The sequence below is a fragment of the Pristimantibacillus sp. Z349TD_6 genome (assembly GCF_056173205.1).
In genome coordinates this window covers 2,436,610-2,454,279 of the sequence record NZ_CM149662.1, presented here as the reverse complement: position 1 = coordinate 2,454,279, position 17,670 = coordinate 2,436,610, and the positions used below count along the sequence as shown (strand labels likewise).

Annotated in this window: 14 protein-coding genes; 2 read left to right on the top strand and 12 right to left on the bottom strand. The window is 53.4% G+C overall.

Annotated elements, in window-relative coordinates; translation table 11 throughout:
• Positions 1-27: 27 nt before the first annotated feature.
• The 3 genes from AC0VYE_RS10375 to AC0VYE_RS10365 form a co-directional block, all read right to left on the bottom strand.
• On the bottom strand, positions 28-339 hold the full coding sequence (locus AC0VYE_RS10375; RefSeq protein WP_475447681.1) for a hypothetical protein: 312 nt from the start codon (positions 337-339) through the stop codon (positions 28-30).
• Positions 340-459: 120 nt separating this feature from the next.
• The gene (locus AC0VYE_RS10370; protein ID WP_475449519.1) at positions 460-2,967 is read right to left on the bottom strand and encodes a helicase-related protein; all 2,508 of its coding nucleotides are present in this window, start codon (positions 2,965-2,967) and stop codon (positions 460-462) included.
• Between the two features lie 3,548 nt (positions 2,968-6,515).
• Positions 6,516-6,791 carry a TnpV protein gene (locus AC0VYE_RS10365; RefSeq protein WP_475449517.1) on the bottom strand — a complete coding sequence of 92 codons (276 nt, stop codon included), beginning with the start codon at positions 6,789-6,791 and terminating at the stop codon, positions 6,516-6,518.
• A 352-nt stretch (positions 6,792-7,143) separates the two neighbouring features.
• Between AC0VYE_RS10365 and AC0VYE_RS10360 the strand changes: the two genes are divergently transcribed.
• Positions 7,144-7,569, top strand: a complete 426-nt coding sequence (locus tag AC0VYE_RS10360) for a hypothetical protein (RefSeq protein WP_475447679.1) — start codon at positions 7,144-7,146, stop codon at positions 7,567-7,569.
• A gap of 147 nt (positions 7,570-7,716) precedes the next feature.
• Here AC0VYE_RS10360 and AC0VYE_RS10355 read toward each other — a convergent pair whose 3' ends face one another.
• From AC0VYE_RS10355 to AC0VYE_RS10340, 4 genes are read right to left on the bottom strand one after another with little or no spacing between them, the layout of a single operon-like run.
• Positions 7,717-7,983 carry a helix-turn-helix domain-containing protein gene (locus tag AC0VYE_RS10355; protein WP_475447677.1) on the bottom strand — a complete coding sequence of 89 codons (267 nt, stop codon included), beginning with the start codon at positions 7,981-7,983 and terminating at the stop codon, positions 7,717-7,719.
• Positions 7,984-7,992: 9 nt separating this feature from the next.
• The gene (locus AC0VYE_RS10350) at positions 7,993-8,478 is read right to left on the bottom strand and encodes a hypothetical protein (protein ID WP_475447675.1); all 486 of its coding nucleotides are present in this window, start codon (positions 8,476-8,478) and stop codon (positions 7,993-7,995) included.
• A gap of 23 nt (positions 8,479-8,501) precedes the next feature.
• The gene (locus AC0VYE_RS10345; protein ID WP_475447674.1) at positions 8,502-12,335 is read right to left on the bottom strand and encodes a DUF5704 domain-containing protein; all 3,834 of its coding nucleotides are present in this window, start codon (positions 12,333-12,335) and stop codon (positions 8,502-8,504) included.
• Positions 12,336-12,339: 4 nt separating this feature from the next.
• On the bottom strand, positions 12,340-13,446 hold the full coding sequence (locus tag AC0VYE_RS10340) for a copper amine oxidase N-terminal domain-containing protein (protein ID WP_475447672.1): 1,107 nt from the start codon (positions 13,444-13,446) through the stop codon (positions 12,340-12,342).
• Between the two features lie 223 nt (positions 13,447-13,669).
• Between AC0VYE_RS10340 and AC0VYE_RS10335 the strand changes: the two genes are divergently transcribed.
• Positions 13,670-14,119: an AraC family transcriptional regulator gene (locus tag AC0VYE_RS10335; RefSeq protein ID WP_475447670.1), complete on the top strand. Its 450-nt coding sequence runs from the start codon at positions 13,670-13,672 to the stop codon at positions 14,117-14,119.
• Between the two features lie 42 nt (positions 14,120-14,161).
• Here AC0VYE_RS10335 and AC0VYE_RS10330 read toward each other — a convergent pair whose 3' ends face one another.
• From AC0VYE_RS10330 to AC0VYE_RS10310, 5 genes are all read right to left on the bottom strand, one after another.
• Complete coding sequence (locus tag AC0VYE_RS10330) at positions 14,162-15,151, bottom strand: COG1470 family protein (protein ID WP_475447668.1); 990 nt, start codon at positions 15,149-15,151, stop codon at positions 14,162-14,164.
• A gap of 31 nt (positions 15,152-15,182) precedes the next feature.
• Positions 15,183-16,154 (bottom strand): hypothetical protein, encoded by a 972-nt coding sequence (locus tag AC0VYE_RS10325; RefSeq protein WP_475447666.1) that lies wholly within the window; start codon positions 16,152-16,154, stop codon positions 15,183-15,185.
• The gene (locus AC0VYE_RS10320; protein WP_475447664.1) at positions 16,141-16,689 is read right to left on the bottom strand and encodes a hypothetical protein; all 549 of its coding nucleotides are present in this window, start codon (positions 16,687-16,689) and stop codon (positions 16,141-16,143) included. The genes AC0VYE_RS10325 and AC0VYE_RS10320 overlap by 14 nt, the downstream gene beginning before the upstream one ends.
• A complete protein-coding gene (locus tag AC0VYE_RS10315; protein ID WP_475447663.1) occupies positions 16,686-17,081 on the bottom strand; it encodes a hypothetical protein in 396 nt (131 codons plus the stop codon). Before AC0VYE_RS10315 ends, AC0VYE_RS10320 begins: the two co-directional genes overlap by 4 nt.
• Before the next feature lie 67 nt (positions 17,082-17,148).
• The gene (locus AC0VYE_RS10310; RefSeq protein ID WP_475447661.1) at positions 17,149-17,628 is read right to left on the bottom strand and encodes an ABC transporter permease; all 480 of its coding nucleotides are present in this window, start codon (positions 17,626-17,628) and stop codon (positions 17,149-17,151) included.
• Between the last annotated feature and the right edge of the window lie 42 nt (positions 17,629-17,670).

Genomic DNA, 17,670 nt, shown 5'->3' with positions numbered 1-17,670 from the left:
CAGGCTCATCACATGTAATCTCTACGGTTACAGAGCCCCTACTTTTTTTAGGTATGCATAGCAATCCGCATGACCTTGCCAATAAAGCGCCATTCGTTCCAGGCGTACCGTTTCATCTAGCGTCTTTTGAACCTCCAACCATGCTTGGTAGTCCTGATCACTTGGAAAAACACAAGCATCGCCATCCATCACGCTCTTGATAAACGGATGCTGCACTTGAATCTCGACTCTCCGCTGAACCCACATCATATAAGCCTCTTCACCGCGCAAACGTCGGGTGATTTCATTCTCTAAAACGTCAAAGCTTTGCTCCAACTGCTGCCAGCATTCCTTTTCCATGCACGCTCCCTCCCTTAACCAACATACTCGATTCGGGCGTATCGCGCGAACCTGCAATGATCAAGAGAGGGTATTCTCTTTGTTTCCTTCGCCCAGCGTAAGCTCACACGATCCGTTCGCTCAGCGTTCCTGCCGATTCATTTTCCTACGCTCCAGCAGCTCCGGTTCTTCGTCCGACCCTCCAGCTTCTATCATCTCATTCTCCCGCTTATCCATATTCAGCAGCACATTCAGCTCCGTCAGCCTCGCTGACTTCTCCTGCAATTCCAACTCCTGCTTGAAGGGAGCTGCAATCTCCGCCTTCGCCGTTTCCATCTGCTTATGGAGTGTGGTCAGTTGATCGTGGCAATAAGCAAGCTTCTCCGGCAACGCAACAAGCGCATTATTCAGCCGAGTCAGATTGCCACTTGCATCGGCTCCAAGCGAAATATGATGCCCCAGTGCGCCGCGCAGGGTTGCTTTGTACTCCTTGTTGAAGCTGTCAAATGAAAGCCATAGGGAGAAGCCCTTGTAATGGCCGATCTCCAGCGGATCAGGAGAAGTCATGCCCTTGCAGGCTTCCAGTAGCGCCACGCCTGCCGATGCGCGTTCCTTATATGTGAACTCCTTGATCATCATTCCGGCAAAGGCGACTTCTTCACCGTCTATCCTTTCGGCATCCTGACGCATATACATGGCCACATCCTGCTCATACCCAGCGATCCGCTCCTCCGTCGACTTGATCTGCTGCGGCAGCAGCTTGAGCAGCCGATCCTCCAGCGCATAACGCTGGCTCAGATGGTTGGCCTTGAGCAGCTTGAGCTTAGACACTTGAATATCTAAATCCATCTTCTCTTTTATAAACGGATTGCCGGTCGCCAGCGCTTTCACTTCGGCATAGGAGAGAGCCGCTTCATCAATGTCTTCCGCAGAGCGAACCGGCGACTTGCTCGTCATGATCTGTGAGATAAAGCGCTGCTTGTTTTCAAGTGTCTGGTAGAGGTAGGCATCAAACGTATTCTCTGTGACATACCGGTAAATGTACGCTTCACTGTTCTGGTTACCTTGGCGTATGACACGCCCTAATCTTTGCTCCAAATCGCGCGGGCGCCAAGGACAATCGAGGTCATGAATGGCCACCAGCTTCGATTGAACGTTGGTACCAGCCCCCATTTTGAACGTCGATCCCAGAAGGACGCGAACCTGTCCTGCCCGTACCTTGCCGAATAGCTCTTTCTTCTGCGCATCCGTATTGGCGTCGTGGATATAAGCAATCTCCATCGCTGGAACACCCTTCTCCAACAATTTGCGCTTGACCTCATCATAAACGTTGAACGTGCCATCCGCTTTCGGGGTGGACAAATCACAAAAGACCAGTTGCGTGAGCCGTTGCTCTCGCCCCTCCTGCCAGTGCCGGAAAATGTTATTCGCGCAGGCGCTGATCTTGCTGCCCTCATCATCTGGCAGCAGCGGATTCGCCAGCCGCTGATCGAGCGCCAGCTTGCGTCCGTCATTTGTGATGAGCAGCATGTTATCCTCGTGCGGCTCAACCGCCTTGGCCCGAACCTGCTCCGCGCGATGGGCAAGATCGGCGACCATATCGCGCTGGAACTCACTTGGCGGGACAGCCACATTATGAAAATGTGCCTTCGGCACCGGGAGCTGGAGCATATCAGCAGTCTGAATGTCTGCGACTTCCTTGAACATACTCATCAGCTCGGGGAGGTTATAAAAGCGAGCAAAGCGCGTTTTCGCCTGGTAGCCTGTTCCAGCCGGAGCCAATTCAATCGCCGTGACGGTTTCGCCAAACGTGGATGCCCAGGAATCGAAATGCTGCAAGCCATGCTTTTGCAGGCTCTTATGTTGCAAATAGCGCTGCATCGTATACATTTCCGTAATGGAGTTCGAAATCGGCGTGCCCGTTGCAAAGATGATGCCACGTTCTCCGGTCAACTCGTCCAAATACCGACACTTCATGAACATATCTGACGACTTCTGCGCTTCAGTTTGCGACAGCCCGGCAACATTGCGCATTTTCGTGTACAGGAACAGGTTCTTGTACGAATCCGCCTCGTCTACGAACAGCCGATCCACGCCCAATTCCTCAAACGTCACCACATCGTCCTTACGGCTGGTGTCGTTCAACTTTTCCAGCTTGACCTGCAACGTCTTCTTCGTCTTCTCCATTTGCTTGATCGCATAGCGCTCGCCCTTCGCTTCCTTCAATTCCCGAATGCCGCCGGAGATCTCGTAGATCTGCTCCTCCACTTGCTGCCTCTGGCGCTCCATTGAAATCGGAATCTTCTCAAACTGCGAATGCCCGATAATGATCGCGTCGTAGTCGCCAGTGGCAATGCGAGCGCAAAACGTTTTGCGGTTTTTCGTCTCAAAGTCCTTTTTCGTCGTCACCAAGACATTTGCCGAAGGATAAAGCTGCAAAAACTCCGCCGCCCACTGCTCAATCAAGTGATTGGGGACAACGAACATACTCTTGTTACACAGTCCTAAATGCTTACTCTCCATCGCTGCGGCGGTCATCGCGAACGTTTTGCCCGCGCCGACGCAATGGGCAAAGAGTGCATTGCCGCCGTAGAGCGCGCGGGCAACGGCATTGACTTGATGCTGTCGGAGCCGAATTTCCGGATTCATGCCGGTAAAGCGAATATGGCTGCCGTCATACTCCCGCGGCCGAATCGCATTGAACCGGTCATTGTAGAGGCGCGTCAGCCGTTCGCGGCGCTGAGGATCTCGCCACAGCCATTCGCCGAACGCCTCCTTCATCAGCTCCTGCTTTTGCTGAGCAATTGCCGTGTCCTTCCGGTTTAGCACCCGTTTTTCCACGCCATTTTCAGTCACTGTATCGAAAATACGCACGTCCCTCAGATTGAGCGTATCCTCGAGAATTTTGTAGCCGTTAATCCGTTCGGTTCCATAGGTGACGTTGGCCTTGATGTTGTTGCTCCGATCGTCGCCTTTGCCCCGCACGTTCCAGGCTGCTGTGTAATCCGAATAGAGCACCTGAATGGAAGGTCGAAACATCGGCGGCGTATCCAGCAGCTCGAACATAAAATCGCGAATCACCTCGGAAGGCAGCCAGGTCGCTCCCAACCGGACATCGATTTCGGAAGCGGTCAAGTCGGGCGGCTGCACCGCCTCCAGCGCCTTGACGTTTTCGGCATATCGTTCGGCGTCTTCGGCTGCAAATTGTCTAGCGATACGCAGCTTGTCGCGTACATGACCGGATAAATAGGCGTCCGCCGTCTCGTAGCTCGGCTCTCCGTCCTCGTCCATCAGCTCGGGATTGGGAAAGATGACGCCACGCAGCTCCTGCACCAGCTTATCCGTAGGGATACCGCACAATTCGCTCATATAGGCTAAATCCACCCGCGCCTTGACGCCAATGGAAACCGCCAACGCTTCGGATGCCGTATCTACGCGCTCCACCTGCGACCGCTGCCGAATGGTGCGCTTCGTAAACATGTCGGCCTTGCGTTGCAAGCGCCCTTCATCATCCAGGATTTCCAGCGAGCAGAGCAGGAAATAAGCGCTGTCGTCCGAAAAGGCGAGACTGTTAGCGCGGCTGTTAATCAGCCCATACTGCGCCGCAAACCGATCATACTGCACCGTCAGCTTGCGCTGCTGCTCACGAATGGCTTCCTCACTGTAATCCTCGGTCTGCAACTCGATCAGATCGCGAACGGTATCACGCAGTTGAATCAGCCCCTTGATGCGCCCCGTCGCTGTTGCCGAGGCTTCGACCGGATACATTAGGCTGTTTTGGCGGAAATAGACCTTTCCTTCCACCAGTGCAAAGCTGAAATTGCGCACATTGGGATCTGCAGGCAAGGAGGCATCCGCTTCCTCCGGCTGCTCCTCGCGTTCTCCCTCCACCCATTCGGCGTGAATGTTTGCCAGCGCCTCGCGCAGCAGCTCATCGAGGGGCGCATCCGGGTACGGTCGGCATGTCGTTTCCTCGCGATTGCCATACATTTTGTCTTCAAACGCCATCGTGCCGAGCACCATATCCGGCTGGGCGGCAAAGTAGGCGTTGATCGGCACGCCATCCGCCGTTTCGGCCAATGCCAGCCACGGCTCGTTCTGTTCATTGACCGTCACCATGCGATCCCGTTTTTGCAAAAATAGAATGTCTGCGGTCACTTCCGTTCCGGCATTCGCCAGAAACGCATTGTTTGGCAGACGCACCGCACCAAGTAAGGCCGCCCGTTCCGCGATGTAGCGACGCACCGCCGGATTCTGCTTGTCCATCGTCCCCTTCGAGGTAATGAAGGCCATGATGCCGCCTGGCCGCACCTTGTCGAGTGTCTTCGCAAAAAAGTAATCATGAATCAAAAACTTGTGTTTGTCATACTTTTTGTCCGACACACCGTAGCCGCCAAACGGCACATTGCCGACAGCCAGGTCAAAGAAGCTGTCCGGCAGATTTGTCCGCTCATATCCACTGATCGCAATCGACGCCTGCGGGTACAACTGCTTGGCGATTCGACCGGTCAGGCCATCGAGCTCCACGCCAAATAACCGCGAATCCTGAAACGATTCCGGCACCAGACCAAAGAAATGACCAATCCCGCAGGAAGGCTCCAATATATTGCCGCGCTGAAAGCCCATTTGCTCCAGGCATTCATACATCGCCTGAATAACGATAGGGGACGTATAGTGGGCGTTCAAGGTTGAGGCGCGGGCGGATGCAAACTCTTCCGGGGTTAACAGCGCCTGCAGCTCGGTATATTCCGCAGTCCATTGGCTGTTGGCGTCATCAAACGCCTGTGGAATACCGCCCCAGCCGACAAAATGCGCCAGCACCGCTTGCTCCTCCGCACTTGCTTGACGGTTTTCTTCCTCCAACTGCTGGAGCAGCCGGATGGCTTCCACGTTACGGCGGAACTTCGTTTTTGCACCGCCATGCCCCAAGGAAACGTCCACAATGCGATAATTGCTTGCCCGTTGACGTGGGTGGAGGACAGATTCTGGAACAGACGCAGCAGAAACTTCATTGGATTCAGTATGAGGGAATGCACCCCTTGAGGACGGTACTTGAGATTGCTCCGACTCCTCTACTCGCTCTTCCGTATCCTCGCTCTCCCACAACTCAGCTTCAACCTCAGACAACGGTTCATCGGTCATCAAATGATCGTTAAGCGGATTGTCGCGCAGCAGGCGCTCCATCTCGTTCCGGCTGAGTTCCTTTGAAAACAGCGGGAATTGCTTATCCTGTAACCATACCTTTTCAGGCTCCAACTGAGCGATTTCATATTCATCCGCTCCGATGAAGACGGAGTTGCCTTCGACATACGCATAGCGTAGCTTCATCCGGTCACGCGGTGGGACATCTGACGGTGGCTCCGGCAATAAGGAGCGCCGTTCCCGCATCTCGGCCTCGCGCTGCCTGCGCTGCTCTGCCTGTTGCTCGGCATACACAGGCAGATGCTCTACTTCCCTGCGGTTCAAATATCGTCCAGCTGCCAGCAGCTCACCGATCCGCTTTTGCACCTTCATCCAGGGCAGTACCAGCTTCTCTTCCTCAGCCGCTCGAAACCCGCGCTCCAACGCAATGCCCTTGCTGTCGTGATGTTCATGAATATTCGTACCGATCAAGGCTGGAACGCGACCGCCTGTCCCATATTCCCGTTTCAAAAACTCAGCATTGTCCTGCGCCGACAGCGATTGCTGAAAATGAAGGGCAATTCGCAGCTTGCCATTCTCTATGCCGCTTCCGTTTTGCAGCACGGCATCTATAACCGCCTGCGGCCAGACAAATGCAGACGCATGAGCCTCCGCCGCTTCCTCCAGCCACATTATTTGCTGCGCGGCAGATGGTTGCTGCGTCTGATCCCATTCCTTCAGTAGCAGCATGCTATGGATATGACCAGCAATGACGCCCCAATCGTAGAACCCTTGCGCCGTTCGGCTGTCCGACTTGCCTGTCCAGATATGCAGTACATTTTGATAAGGCTCCACACCAAGCCAGTTATCCGGCTCTAGCTCTAGCTCCGTTATCCCTTGCGGAAACAAGCCTCTCACATAAAGCGCACGTTCTCGCGCATCCTCGCTGCTTTCAAAAAAAACTACGAGTTCCGTCTTGCTCACAAGGAGCGGCGCAGTTCGCAGCATATCGTTGATCTGATTTCCATCATGAAAAAACGGAAGACGATTGTCCTCCGTTCCCCGGTCATGCCATTTTAGCGATACACTAATTCGGTCAGGATTAGCTCCTCCGCTTGTTGCTTCAGATTGTTCAGGTGACCCGTCCAGGCCAGCGGATCGGTTGCTTTGTCCGGTACCGGGTGCTGCATCAACAGTTGTGCCAAGGTCTGCTCGATCTGCTCCCTCGCCGTCTGGTCGATCTCCGCCAAATGCTGGTGTAGCTGTTCCGAGAGCATCAGGTGGGCGTAGGTGCCCTTCCGCTCGGTTTTCAGAAATGTCTTGCGCAGCAGGCCGTATTTCCCGATGCTCATCGACTCCGGCTGTACCAGATCCGGCAGCAGGTAATCTCCGTTCTGTGTGTAGTTCAGCTCCATGCTCCATCTCTCCTTCGCGTGATTTAGCTTCATTGTGCAGTAGCGTTTCTGGCCTTGCAACGGTGCGGCTTGGGTCCAGCATCTGATTTCGTATGTTTTCGCGGCGCTGCGCCCGGATGGTGGACTCGATTTCCCGCAGAATCGTTTCCGCCACATCGCTTATCGCAGCGCCCAAATGCGATAGTACGGGCAGGGTATTAAAATAACCGACACCAGACAAGTCATCGGTACTGATATAAGGGGACGGCTCCTGCCCGCAGCGAACCATTGTCATATAGGTGACGGCATATTGCGCGGCTTCCCGGAACAGCAGTTCCACATGCGCATCATCCAGTTCTTCAAGCAGACTGTTGTCGCGCTCGGAGAGCAGCATCTGGACATAATCGGCGCTGTGGTCCTCCATGGCGTTCCGCGCCGCTGTGAGCAGGGAGCCGGGCAGATCCATACCCTGCTCTTGTTCGTATCCAAAGGCGTTCTCCAGCGTTTCAATGACAGCCTCCGTATCCGCCTCATCCATTCTCCAAAGCGGTACGGCTTGAGACTGGCGGCTTTGGGTGTCCGTCACGTCAAACACATGGCGCAGTCCCAGGCTGCTGCCCCGATCTTCAATCAGCGCAATGCCCTTCGCGCCACGTCTAACCCAGCGGTCCAGCTTTTTATTCCACACTTCAATCGGAGCACAGGCGGTGGCATCGGGACGCTGTGCGTAGATTAGCAATTGATCCTGGAACGGATATTTATAGTTCCATGCGGCGGTCCGCAAAAAATCGGCCCATTGTCCGGTATCGTTCACCAGCGCCTGTGAGGTACGGGCCGACAGCTCGACCATGCGCTGCAGCTTGGCTGTCATGGAAACACCTCCTTACCGGATCGTAATTTTGTTGGTCAATCGAATGCCTTCCTCGGAATAGCGCGAGGTGAGCTGAATCAATCCGTTTTGCTCCAGTCGATGCAAATTGCGGCGGACAGCAGAGGTCGAAAGTCCAACCTCTGCTGCGAGACGCCGGGAAGACAGCCACAACGTGCCGCCTCGCCCGCCCGCGAAATCTAGCAAATAGCTGAACAATAGCTTGGCAGCCGGGGGAAGCGTGGCCTCCGCTAGCAGCCGGTAACGAGTCAGATCATTCATGGCGTCCTCCTAGCGTTGCGGCTCCGTCTTTTTCTTCTGCGCAGCAGGCGCGGAAGTAGCTTGCCGCTGCTGCTCGACCACGCGCTCCGGCCGGGCGTAGCAATACAAGTAAAAGTTGTAATCACCGGCAAAGGGAAAGCAGCGCAAATAGTAGCGGTGCTCCTGCGTTTCCATGCGAAAACCGTATACGTCCGTGCTCCTTGCCCCGGCAATGCGCGCCTCCGGGTGCTTGCTGCAAAAGCGAAGCATATGCTGACGGCTTTTCAGCACGTCCTGATCACCTATCGCCTGAAACACCTTGCCCAATTCGTCCTTAAAGGCTGGCGTTTCAAAGGGGGAATTCCGCGGAAACCAGGACACCCAAAACTCCTCGCCCGAGCGCCCGAAATCCCCTCGCAGGTGGCCGATGCAGGCACGCCCCATCTCATTCTCAGACGAACCTGAATAAAAATAGGTCGCTTCCTCGGGAGCGGCGCTTTGCAGCTTCTCAATCATATTCATCCCTCCGCTTGGTGAAATCAGTGGGTGCCGCCCGTGCCAAAATCGTTGTAGCTGGACAGATCGGCATGATAAAACGCTACGTCGCCATCCAGCAAGGAGAACCTGGCGCCATACGGATCAACAAAGCTGCGGCCAAAGCCCTCCATTTGCCACTGGTTGTTCAGCGGTGCATGTTTGTATTGCAAATGCGGCTGACTGGTATTTCGGTTGCGTATGGTCTCGATGTTGAAATTAACGATCAGATAACCATCACGCAGGAAAATTGGAGACTGGTCATCCAGCTTGTGCTTACGTCCGTATTCGGCCACATTAAAACCCGCTGGCACCGCAAACGGCGCAGCAGGCAAGCTATATTCCCCGCGCCAAAGCTGAACGGCCGCATTGGCTCGCGCCGCATCGACGCCGCTTGGCACCTGCATGCTGCCGATGAAGGTTCGAAGCTGTGGCGGCAGCAGCATGCCGTCATATCCGCCCACATAAATCTTCTTTTGCGCCGCATCCTTCAAAAATTGCTGCACATACGTGGACTGATTACCAGTAGCACCATTTAGCCTCCAGAGGGAACCCGCGGTATTCGTTAGTTCTTGCAGCGGGACATTGCGCAGCCGGGTGTCCAGCGTCACCAGCCGCTGCTCCGTGTCCTCCGTAGAGCCGATGCGAATAAATCTTTTATTACCGGAGTGATAATACAAGTCCACCGGCTGGCGGTTCTGCCCTTTTTTGTCTACGAAATAGAAGGTTGGCGTAATTAGGATGCCGTCTCCCGAGCCGAACATATTGCCGAGCGTCTTCACCTCAAATTTGAAATGGTAGCCTGTCTTGATAGCAACGTTCTTCTTACCGATCTCCGGGTGGCTTCCCGGACGAATTGGCAGCACGTAAGGAGCTCTATTGCCCCGAGCCGCACCGTCAATCCCCTTCGAGCCCACCCAATAGCTGTTGCCGGTTGGCGTGGCGCTGCCCTTTGCTGTACGGAACACGGTCTCCCACTGGTAATCCGCAATATCGGTGATGCGGAAATCGAACAAACGGCCGATTACCTCAACAGGCACCACCTGCGTGGCGGCATGATGGTTTACATCCAGATTGGCATTCGGCTGCGAAGTAAATGAAACCGGGCTGTTTTCGGCAAAGGAGCGGAACAGCACGTCATAATTTCCCTCGTCTACCCAAACGGGCAAATAAAACGTTGTCTGTAGCTGGCCGACCGGAATCGACGTCCAGGTTTCCTTCGGGATCAGCGTGGTTCGGTCGGCCTTGTACACATCGAAGGGGAATCGCACTTGCTTGTCCCGAATATACTTCGCATAATCCCGGTTGCCATAGCCAGTTTTGTCCCGGTGCTGCCCGCTGGTCGGGATGGTCACGGTAAAGGGTCGATTCAAAATGAGCGCCGAACGCCCAGATGTCGGCACCGTCTTCTGGTTATGCGACTGATCGTCGGAGACGGTGGCCCGATTCACAACCGGCGTATGCACCGTCACCGGATTGATGCCGGAAACCGGGAAGGTTTGATTGCTTCCACCTCCAATGCCCTTGATCAGCGCGTAGGAGAGCGTCCCGCTGCTTGGTTGCGCAGCCTTGTTGCTTTTGCCCGAATCAATGTCAAACCCGCTGCCGTACAACACGTTTTGCCCGATCATGGGCGCAGTTGGAATCACGCCCGGAGCCGGGGCTGTTTCTTCCACTGTGCCGTTATTCATGATGGTCTGTCCGTTAAAAACAAGCGAATCGTTTCGCACCTTAATCTTCCCTATCGCCTTCTCCGCCTCCGATTTCCAGTTCTCTGTTGGCACTGACGGACGGCTGGTGCCGCCGTTCAGTGATTGGATAGGTAAGGTCACATTACGATACACTGGATCTGTCACATGCGCCGAGACGGATGCCTCATGGTTAGCTGAGACTGTAGGTGCTGTATAGCCGCTCGGTTGCAGCGTCACCTTCCCGCCCGGCAAGGCATAGTTGGCTACCTCGGCGCGCTGCAAACCGTATACCTCCAGCCGGTCGATGAGCCAGAAGCTATACTTGCGCTCCACCGTGTAGCTTTGGGTAACCGTTTGCGAATCCGAACGCGGTACCGGCACAGTGGTCGGGTTGCCCTCACTGTCCGGAGGGCCGGAGACATACTCGGTCCAGGACAGCGAATAGGTGCGGCTGACCGTAATCGGATACGTTTTCGTTCCTTTGATCTCCGTAAACTGGTTCCGGTACAAATAAGCTTTGGCTCTAGCGTTCACGTACAGGCTCTCCGAAGTCGGGATGCCCTTGCTCACATCAAAACGTTCTGCTCCTCGCACATCTGCCTTAATCACCGCCGATGCCGATGCATCCATGTCTTCGCGCTGCTGCTCGGAGCCGTTTTGTGGAGGCTCCCCGCCTCGATTGATCCGTACTGTATGATCGGCGGTCGAATCTCCCTTCTGGTTGGCCTTGTCCGTCACCACGACGGTCATTTTGACCGTGACTTGATCGCTGCTGTTAAGCGGAATTCGAATTGGCAGCGACTTGCTGGCTGATGTGCCGCTCAGTGTGCCGGTTTGTTGACTGGCGTTGACCAGTTGGGCGTTTTCGATGCTCGTAATCCGGTACGATGCAAGCTGGCTTGGCGACTTCGCTTCAAATGTAAAATCTCCCGTAACTGTAGTTTCCGTCGAAGCCGCCTGCCCAGGCGCGTCGATGCGGGAGGTCACCGTAACGGGCGAAGGCACCTTGTAAATACCGACAAAGTTGGAGCCGCTCGGGCCGACTAGAATGGATCGTTCGCGAAGCTTGCTGTCGCCCTTTTCCTGAATGAAGAACTTCTCGGATAGGTTGCTGTTGCTCGTAATATAGGAGCGAATAATTTCATACGATTGCCCGCCCTTAGTGATCGTAGCCTCAAAGGTGTGATTCGCCTCCGCTCCTGCCGCGAACTCGCCCTTATCCACCTCCTGCAGCACTGTGCCGTCTTCCTTCTGGTAGATAGCCTTCACAGGACTTGCGGCTTCCTCATATTCGGCAATCGCATTCGAGCCACCCAATGCAACGGTAAAGCTTCGAATACGGACTTTATCGTTGGTTTCGGGATTTTCCTGCATCCACTTCTTCTGTGTTGTATCCTGCTTGGGCGACAAATAAGATCGCACGATCCGATACGTTTTTCCGCCTTCGGTCAAGGTCGCCGGAAACTCATGGTCAACCGTTTCCCCGATTTTGTACTTGCCCTTCAAGAACGTTACATCCGGCTTTTGAATGATTCGGCCATCCACGGTTTTGGCCACGACATCTACTGGAAACTCCGCACTGCGATACGGAATATGAAGACCGAAATAGTCGTCCAAATCGTCAGGAACCCTCCAGCCCTCAGCTTGCTTGATGCCCGATAACGTGTAGAACGGGCCTTTGCGAACCGAACCGTCTCCGTTGATCGATACCATGACCGCATAGAAGTACAAATTGTCATTGTCCTGAATACCATCCATGCCTGCCGTCCAAAGTCGTTGCGTGACGATTTCTTCGGGCACTTCGTAATAACCGGTCAGTGGCTGACCGGGGATTGGCGGATCAGGATACTGCCCTTTTTGCCTGACCTCCTGATTGAGAAACAGCGCATGCGGCCGATCACGCGGATCACTGCATTGTTTTGGGAACGTCGCAGAACATACCTGTTCTCTCGTGACGATCCAGCCTACCGTTTTGTAGCGGATGGAAGTCGTGGCCGCCGTACTAGTTATTTCAAATTGGATAGCACCATCAAAAATGCGTACTTGCGGAGCGGCTGTTACGACATGCGGCAATAAGATAAGCGACATAAAAAAAGTGCATGCCAGCAGCATGCACACAAATCGTTTGTATATCGTTTTTATTTTCATCAGGCTATTCCACCTTCGAAATGGTGTGGTTAAAAAACAAGCTCGCTGTTGGTGATACTTTCAACGTACTTCCCCAGTCTCCGCCGACATTGGTCACCAACTTAATATCCGAATACCCTTCGTACCATACATTTTTCTCGAATTCAGTATCCTTCGGAAACCACTCGTCATAAATCAAATTCTCCGAAGCCTGAAATGAAACAAAGTTGATTCTGAACTTGACACGAACGTGATTGGCACCAAATCCATCATAATAAATCATTGTAGGTTCGGGATCGAGATACCCCTGTATCTGAATCTTGTTTTCCTTCACCCACTCCACATACTGGCGAATAGATTTCAGTTCCGCATTGGAGTTTTGCATCTTGGTTGCAAACAGCGCCTGCGCCCATGCGTCATCAATCGTCCGGTAATCCGCATTTAGCCACAATGCGCCAAATTTTTTCAGCCTGCCCAACCAGATGTCCACATTCCCTTTGTTATACTCAGGAATGGATGAATAGAGAGTAGAAGATACCTTTTGATCTTCCGGATAAGAATACGGATACGCCATTTCGTACATTGCGTTAGGAACATCGGCCAGAATATACGGATAATCCGCTGCATTCTTCGGTAGATCAGTCGTACGAATCAGCCTGCCCCACGGATCAGTCTTGCCATTCAATTGTTCCGCTGTGGACAAATACACCGTATTCGTTTTACCGTCCCACTCCACCGCCATGCCAAGAATCTCACTGACAAACCGCAACGGAACAAAAGTGCGACCGCCCTGCATTACCGCTTGAGTGTCAAATGACGCTTCTGCACCATTAACCGTTGCGATATTGCTGCCAATGTTCAAGCGGATGCTTTGAGTCTCCTTCTGAATCGGAACCGACCTGCTCTCCGCTTCCCAGCCTACCTTTGCGCCGAGCGCCTCCGCTACAAACCGCACCGGAACCAACGTCCGCTGGTTTTCGTCGATGAACGCCTGTGCATCAGGAAACCACAGCTTCTTGCCGTCCATCACGACCGTGACAAACGTTGGCGGCAGACTCGCTGCACTTACTGTTGTTGTCATGCTACCGAGCATCATCACAATCGTCAACATAAGCAACCACTTCTTCAACACATCCACTCCTTCATTTATTATCATCCTTCAAAAGCAAGACTCGGCCGTACAAGTTGGAAGATATTTCTTTTCTTTTATGATAGTAGATTGGCTTCGAAGCTGTCCACCCTACCTTTAAAAGTCCTTTTGATATGCCAGTTTTAAAAGTTTTTGTGCAAAAAAATTTTATATCATGTTAGCATCCGAGATGAGATCAATTCCAACTGAAAAGGATGATTACAAAATGAACATTGAACATTTTCCGCCCCAACGAATCGCTTATATCCGGCAAACAGGTTCTTATGGTCCACGCAACAAAGAAACCATGGAAGCCTTAAAGGACTGGGCCCGTCGCCATCATCTGCTCACTGAATCAGGCACTCTGTACGGAATCGCCCAAGATAACCCAGAAACAACTTCCCCTGAGCAGTGCAGATATGATGCGTGTATCGTGCTCCCTGCTCACTTTCAGATCGATAACCACGTTCAGGAAGGCATACTTCCAGGAGGGCTGTATGCTGTGTTCAGTGTCCAGCATACAGCCGAAGCTATTCAGCACGCTTGGCAACAGATTTTTGGTGTTATTCAGCTAAGTGAGTACCAGATAGACAACCGCCCCATACTGGAGAAATACAGCGGCGATATGACGATGCAAGAAAACTGCGAGATTTGCGTTCCAATTAAGCAAGCGTAACTGGAAGCCCTCCTTGGTAGCGTGCCAGGTTCATTGGCTTCATTACTTGCTCTTTCTCTTCTGGTATACGGCCAACAAAATGACGATCAACAGGATAACGCCGTAGAAATAAACACGAGATAAAAGGAAGCGTCGTTCTTCATCCATAAACTCACTATCCGCCGTCTGATGTTGGGATAGGGTGATCGCTTGATTCACTTCAAATGGCAGAACCTTGCGCACTGTATGTCCATTCACGGCGGTTTTCACTTCGGCCAGATAAGCCCCCTGCAGCAACGGTTGCTCCAGTTTCATTTGAACCTGTGCCGCAGTTCCGGCATAAATGAAGCCGACAGCAGCCTCCCATGCCAGCATCCGTTTGTTACCTTCTTGTTGTGTAATTTCAACTTCCAGTTGCGGCATGGACAGACTATCTCCTTCATTAATCAGTAGAACGGAAAAACAAGCCTTTCCGTTGTCTATAGCATACGCTGCTGCATAGGGGATGGCCTCAGGCGGTTTGGCTTCCGACAGCCGATAATTCAGCACCACTTGCACGCCTGCTTTGTAAACCATCGTTGCATGGGATTGCTGCTCACCCCAAGTTGCTTTCTTTAACGCTCTATTGGGATCCATATAAACCCCGATTACCGACACATATTGACCGGGCTGGACATGCTCCGGTATGCGCATTTTCATGAGGAAACGTTGTGTCTCTCCGGCCCGAAGCGTGATCGTCTGATCCGGCGTCGTGTACCAAGCAGCCGCTCCCAAATCCGGGTCGGTCGGCAAGGTAAAGTCATTGCCCCCACCAATCGCGGGTATGGCATCTGCAGCGTAAAGAAGTGCCGTTACTTCTTCATCGGACGGATTGGTCACATCAATCGGATATTCGCGTACGTCGCCGAGGATTATCTCCTCAACATAGGCATTCAGTTGCGGATGGATGCGGCCCGATTCACCGGCTACTACAAGTAGTTGTCCGTCCACAACTTCAGAAAATCCCATTAGTCCTATCAATGCCGCTACCATTAGCAACAAACGATATATCATGCGGCTCCTCTCCATTCTTGCTTATTCAGTTTCAGGGGCAAGATAACGGCATATAGCCCTTTTGTGCAGCTGCCTGCTCGCTGACAAACACTTCTTCAGGCGGGTAGGCATAGCCGCAGGAGCTGCGGTAGTACACCTTCATCTCTCCCTTGCGAGCGCCGATAATTACCTCCTGCTTCACCACCCGGCTCCCACCCAGCGCATAGCTGTTGTAAAGCCTTGCCCCTATCGGAATACCTTGCAAAAACGCCAGAACACCTACATCATTAATGCTGTTGCTCCAGTCCTCATCCGGAATCAGCGGCAAGGTGAACACGTAAGAAAATCCGAATCGGGAGACGGTTTCGTTGTATTGGTTGATCCGATAGGCCAGCTCGTCCTGAATCGCCCCGACAATCGTGCTGCGCCTTGTCCGCTCAAATTGTTCGGCATCCTGCAGAAGCGGAATCGACGTTTGCTGACGAATGTCCTGCCGTAGCCCCTCTTGCCAGCTTCCACTCGCCGCATCGTAGGCCAGCACCTCCTGATCCAGCGTAAACGACAGGCTGTTTCCCGCCACGTCCGAATAAGCATACGGCTTCTTCGTTCCCCATACCGGCTTCATGATCATTTTTCCGTCCGTGCCCTTCCATTCCTGTTCGCTGTAGACGTAGAAACCGTCATAACCGACGATCACAATCGCCGGAATGTAGCGATGTAAAGCGCCTTGCGCCACTGGGTCGCCTGCAACACCAAAGCCTGCATCCAGCGTCCGGTAGAACGCCGCTACAGCATCTTCCTTGTTCAGTGCAATCCGTTTGTCCGAGCCATACTGAGCTTCCCGTTGCTGGCTGGCATTGCCGATCAACTGGCTCGCCGCATCGTCCACCGCCGCATCCAGCGCCGTATCGTAACGCAGCTCGGTTAGCAGCGTCCGGCGCAGCGCATCCGTCTCGATGCGGTTGATCGTCGCAAACGGGAGGAACAACAGTGCGCCGACGATGGCCCACTCAATCCATCGCATGGCGTACCATCCTCCCGTAAGGAATAACGATCTTTTCATTCGGGCTGATCGTGTTGTTCAGCATGTCGAAGATCAGCGTACCTGCCGTCCGGTTCGTATTGCGCACCGTAACCGAGAAGCTGTCGCCCTCCCGCATGCGGTATCGACGGCTAGGATCGTCCTTTGCCAGCGTATTATCAGGGAACAGCACCGGCAAAATTTGCGGGTTGTAGTAGGCATCATAATGAATTTCGTAGGTACCGCGGAACGATTCCGGCCGGGTTGGGTCATCGTAGACCGGCACATAGGTCTTGCTGCCATGCTCCATCTCAACGACAAAGCTGTTGCCGGTTGCCGCCAGCGCGGTCATAAAATCGTTGTACATCACAGGCGTAATGCCGCCTTTGTCGCGTACCGCATCCACAAACGAGGTCGTCGCTCGCAGAGCAATCAGCTCTGAAATATCGTCCTGCTGATCCAAGGCGGCGGAGAGGGGATACAGGTAAAGCAGTAGAAGCGCAATCAGCACCGCGAACAGCTTGATCAGCGTATTCATGGGATACGCCTTAACAGCAGTCGCAGCAAATGCCCATCCGCGTCACGTTCATCATCGGGCACATATTTCGCCAGCAAAGGAATGCCCGTTGCGCGAAGCTGCTCCCGTTCTAACGGCGCGACGTACCGCACACCGTCCACAATCATTTCCGCATCGCCTTCCTCCAGCCGCGCCAGCACATGAAGCACCTCCGCGCCACTCATTGTGCCGTCGCCGGATAGTAGTGGACTTACAGTTTGATGCAGGCTTCGATCCTGGGCTTGACTCGAGATGTAAGCCAACGTGTTCAGCGAAGCTCCGTTTTGAAACAACAACAACCCCGTTCCCGCAGCCAGCAAAAACGCCAAAAAAGCAACACTTATCTCCATCATCGTTCTCGGAGCGTAATCCACCCACAGTTCCTCCCTTCTGACAAAAGCGCCCGAGATCCCCCGGACGCTTCCGATCCTTCATTCGGTTTTACTGCTGCTGGAACACAATGCCGCGAATCACATTGCTGCTGTCCAGCACGAGATTGGCGCGGAATTTACCGCTCGGATTCACGTAGTTGATGTCCGCCTCGTCTACGGTTTGCGCGATCAAGCCCGGAGCTACACCAACGACCGTACCATAGGATACGTTGTCCATCGGCACGCTAGTATTGATCGTTTTGCCATACCATTGCCCAGCCGGATTTTTTCCAGTGTAAATCTGAATGCCAAATTGATCGGTATCACGGAATTTGCGCAGCGCATTGACAACCTGGCTACCCGAAAGGGTTGTATTGTCATACACAGTAAAGGCCGTTTGCGACAGCTCGGTTTGAATATTGCTGAAATTGCTTTGTGCTGCTTTGGTAGAATCCTGGGCTGAAACAAACAAGACCACGGCCAGGGTAATGAGGGCGATGGCGAGGAAAATCCCGGCAGCCATTACCAGTGCTTTTTGTGCATTGGACATTGAATTCGCTCCTTATGATTGGGATCGACAAAAAACCTTCCC